Source organism: Terriglobia bacterium (assembly GCA_036496425.1).
GTDB lineage: Bacteria > Acidobacteriota > Terriglobia > 20CM-2-55-15 > 20CM-2-55-15 > 20CM-2-55-15.
Genome location: DASXLG010000060.1, coordinates 1 through 3,898 on the forward strand (window position 1 = coordinate 1; position 3,898 = coordinate 3,898).

The following is a 3,898-nucleotide window of genomic DNA, read 5'->3' on the forward strand; positions in this document are numbered from 1 at the left end:
CGCCACTCCTGTGTAGTAACCCTCGCTCTCAAGCAGATGGGTGAAGTAGAAATCGGACTGCGCCTGACTTTGAGGCTCTGCCGCAGACAATGACGCGCCATCGGCCGTGCTGTATTCCAGAACACCAACGAACGCCGCTACATTCGACTGTGTTGAAAACTGAAGAGAGCCAGCCGCCGGCAGCTGACTCGAAAATCCAAAGACCTCTGCCACCGACTCATCCATTCGTTCGTTCGGCATCAACGTCCGGGTGACACTTGCAGTTCCCGAGGCATCGGTCGACGCGGAAATCTGCAATGTTTGTGGTGTTTCGGTGGTGTTGATGAGCGTCAGGCGGCTGGCATACCCGCCTCCACTGGCAAAGTGCGGCCAGTAGCCGCTCGGCAGAGCGCCGCCGGCTGGAATGCCGCGCACCGCGGCAAGGTCGGACTGGTTGTGATATGTCTCAAAGCCGGCAAGGCTCTGCGGCGCGAATAAAGTGCCGGAGCTTTGCACAACGGCGTAACCGTCGAATGACGGATTTCCCTGGATCAGGTCATCCGCTGTACGGACGAAGCCCGACAGCGCGGGCAGTGAAACCGGTATGGAAGCAACGATGACTCCCGTGTTGTCATATAGGGAGATCGTGGAATCCACAGGTGCAGACGACGTATTGACGACGTGCAATACCGTGCCCGAACCCGCCGAGACTTTCGGGAAAATCAACCGGCTCGATGGCGTGGACGTCACCGCGACTCCTTCAAGTTCGGTTAACGCGCCATCAAACACGAACGAATAAGCTTTTACCGCAGAAGTCGACGGCGAAATCTCCAACCAGCCGGCAAGTCCTGAGATTGCGCTGCCGAAAATATCCTCCGGCCGCAACTCGAGTTTTCCTGAGGCAGGAATGATCAGGTTGGCGGGATTGACGATGCCCGCGCCGGTAACTGTCAGACCGTCGTATGTACGCGCGGTTACCATGACCGAAGCATCCGCCGTGTCTGAATTCAACAGAGCCAGCCCGAAATCGGTGCCGCCGCCGGCTTCCATCGCCGGCAGATATTGACTTGGAGCTTGCGCTCCAACAGGTTGGGTACAGGAGAAAAACAACAAACCACACAAAAACACAACCAGCACACGTGGAGACACTAAGCCCTCCGTAAAAATTCGGGTTGAATAACAGCGGACGAGGCAACAACGGGGTACAGCGTGCCTTTCCGGCGAGTTCTGAGATCCTACGAAGCTGGGATCTCTAAAAACAAGTAGGGTGAATTGCTTAGTCCGCCGTGAAATTTCACTGCCGTATCCACCTCCGGCCAATATCGTGCTTTGGCGAATCTGTGGAAACCGGACACGCCTGCGGGTTTGGAGTAGACCGCCTGAACCATGCGATTCAGAACCTGTTGCAACGGGCAGGTAGCTCCTATGTTGCCGGACCCTCTATCGCTGATGCCCGGCAGGTTTGCGAACGGCTCGGCGCGAGAGGCATCGCAACGACAGTCTGCTATTGGAATAGCCGTTCGGAGAGTCCGATTGCGGTCTGCGAAAACTATCTGGGCCTTCTGGACATGATCCGCGGCCTGGCCAATGACTGCTACCTATCCGTCAAAGCCTCTGCGCTGGAATTCGACTTCGAACTGGTGAAGAAACTAATCGACAGGGCTGCACGAACGCGCACAACGATCCACTTCGACTCCATCGGGCCGGACACCGTCGACCGGACTTTCGAACTGATCGACGCCGCTTGTACGATTTACTCGAACCTCGGATGCACCATCCCCGCACGCTGGCGCCGAAGCGTGCGGGACGCCGAATTTGCTGCCGCGAAGGGGCTACACGTTCGCGTCGTCAAAGGCCAGTGGGCTGGATTGAATGGCGGCGAAACCGATTCGCGCGAAGGGTTTATCCGTTTGATCGATTCGCTCATCGCGAATAGCGCATCTCATGTGGCCGTGGCGACTCATAACGAGATGGCCGGCACACGCGCGCTGACGGCGCTGAGAAACGCAAGCGTCTCCTGCGAACTGGAATTGCTGCATGGCCTGCCGGCTGCACAAATGTGCAACACCGCTCGTGAACACAATGTCCCTGTCCGAGTCTATGTCGCCTACGGTTACGGCGCATTACCTTACCGCTTGAGAGAGTTCCCCCGGGATCCGCGCATTCTGGCATGGTTCGCGCGCGACCTGATCCGATCCGGAAGTAAATAGGCCGCGAATTGCGCCGATCAGGCTAATTAGTTCGCGAAATCGCCGCAGTTTGCGGCTAAATACTGTCCAGGATGAAACGCTGAATGAAGACTATCCGTAAAATCGCATTTTGGACTGGTGTGGTTCTGGTCGCTTCCGCGGCCCTGCTCTACCTCGCGGACGATCTCTGGGCGCGCTTCCGCGGACGACCGGTTGAACAGGTGAAGGTCGGCCGCATATTTGCAGAAATCAATCGATATAACGAAGTGGAGTACTCGGCTGGCTTGCCCATCATGGAAACCTGTATCGACGCGCTCCTGCCCCATTTCGGGCTTACTCCGTGCTGGTACTTGCAGAAGCATAAGATCCAGCATATCGGTCCGTAGTGGACTGGCTCCCATTGGGCTATAATTGCGCACGAATCGACGACAAGCTGCGAGGGTATCGAAAATGACCAAAGTCATCTTGTGTTGTGCTGTTTTGCTGGTTCTTGTGGTGAGCGTGATTCCCGCGTCCGCGGCGGCATGCGAGAACCTATCCTCCTTGAAACTGCCGAACACCACCATCACGGCGGCCGAAGCTGTGGCTGCCGGAGCATTTGCGCCCGCCGCCCGCGGCGGCCGTGGTGGCGGCAATGCCTTCAAGGATCTGCCTGCATTCTGCAGGATCGCCGCAACGGTGAAGCCGACCACCGACTCTGATATCAAAATCGAAGTCTGGATGCCGGCAGCAGCGAACTGGAACGGCAAGTTTGAGGCTGTCGGAAACGGCGGCTGGAACGGCAGCATCGACGACAATGCACTCGCCACGGCGTTGCGCCGCGGATATGCCGCCGCTGCGACGGATACCGGCCACGAAGGCGGGGCCGGCGTCTGGATGCAGAGCGAGGACAAACGCGTCGACTTCGGTTCACGCGCGGTCCACGAAATGACGGCGCAAGGCAAGAGCCTGATCAATGCCTACTACGGCAATGCCGCCAAGCTCTCTTACTTCAACGGCTGTTCCGCCGGCGGAAGGCAGGCGCTGAAGGCCTCGCAGGTGTACCCCGCGGACTTCGACGGCATCATTGGCGGCGCCCCCGCTTTGAACACCACGGGCCGGGCCGCCTTCGCTGTCTGGATTGCTCAGAACATGCATAAAGATGATGCGAGCTATATTCCGCCCGCCAAATATCCGGCCATTCACGATGCGGTGCTTCAGGCCTGCGATGCTCTCGACGGGGTAAAGGACCGGGTTATCGAAAATCCTCGCGTCTGCAAATTCGACCCGAAAGTCCTGCTGTGCAAGGCCGGCGATTCCTCCGATTGCCTGACCGCCGCGCAGGTTCAGTCCGCGGAAACGATGTACAAGCCGGTAGTCAATTCCCGGACTAAGAAAGAAATCTTCCCGGGTCTCGAATATGGCAGCGAAATGGGGTGGAGCACGTTCGGCGGCGCTCAGCCGTTTGGAATCGGCACGCAGATGTATCAGTTCATGATGGAGAAGGGCGCTAACTTTGATTACAAGAGCCTGAACTGGGACAGCGATGCGACCGCGGTCGATAAGCTCGAAAAAGGCGAGATCAACGCCATGGATCCGAACCTGAAAGCCTTCTTCGCCCGCGGCGGAAAGATGATTCAATACCACGGCTGGGCGGATCAGCAGATTCCATCGGGAAGCAGCGTCGAGTACTACCAGAGCGTGCTGAAAACGATGGGCGGCGCCAACAAGGTGAAAGAAAACTACCGGCT

General features: G+C 57.7%; 4 protein-coding genes. 3 read left to right on the forward strand and 1 reads right to left on the reverse strand.

Annotation, left to right across the window (positions count from 1 at the left end; genetic code table 11):
• A partial coding sequence (locus VGK48_03985; GenBank protein HEY2380324.1) for a hypothetical protein occupies positions 1-1,128 on the reverse strand: 1,128 nt, incomplete at its 3' end.
• Between the two features lie 191 nt (positions 1,129-1,319).
• On the opposite strand from VGK48_03985, the gene VGK48_03990 reads away from it, so the two are divergent.
• The 3 genes from VGK48_03990 to VGK48_04000 all read left to right on the forward strand — a co-directional run.
• The gene (locus VGK48_03990) at positions 1,320-2,189 is read left to right on the forward strand and encodes a hypothetical protein (protein ID HEY2380325.1); all 870 of its coding nucleotides are present in this window, start codon (positions 1,320-1,322) and stop codon (positions 2,187-2,189) included.
• 83 nt (positions 2,190-2,272) lie between these two features.
• Positions 2,273-2,554 (forward strand): hypothetical protein, encoded by a 282-nt coding sequence (locus tag VGK48_03995; GenBank protein HEY2380326.1) that lies wholly within the window; start codon positions 2,273-2,275, stop codon positions 2,552-2,554.
• 64 nt (positions 2,555-2,618) lie between these two features.
• Positions 2,619-3,898 (forward strand): tannase/feruloyl esterase family alpha/beta hydrolase (locus VGK48_04000; protein ID HEY2380327.1); only part of this gene is annotated, 1,280 nt, incomplete at its 3' end.

Bases quoted from the DNA above. Each gene is read 5' to 3' on its own strand.
- VGK48_03995 (HEY2380326.1), top strand. From the start codon at position 2,273: ATGAAGACTATCCGTAAAATCGCATTTTGGACTGGTGTGGTTCTGGTC.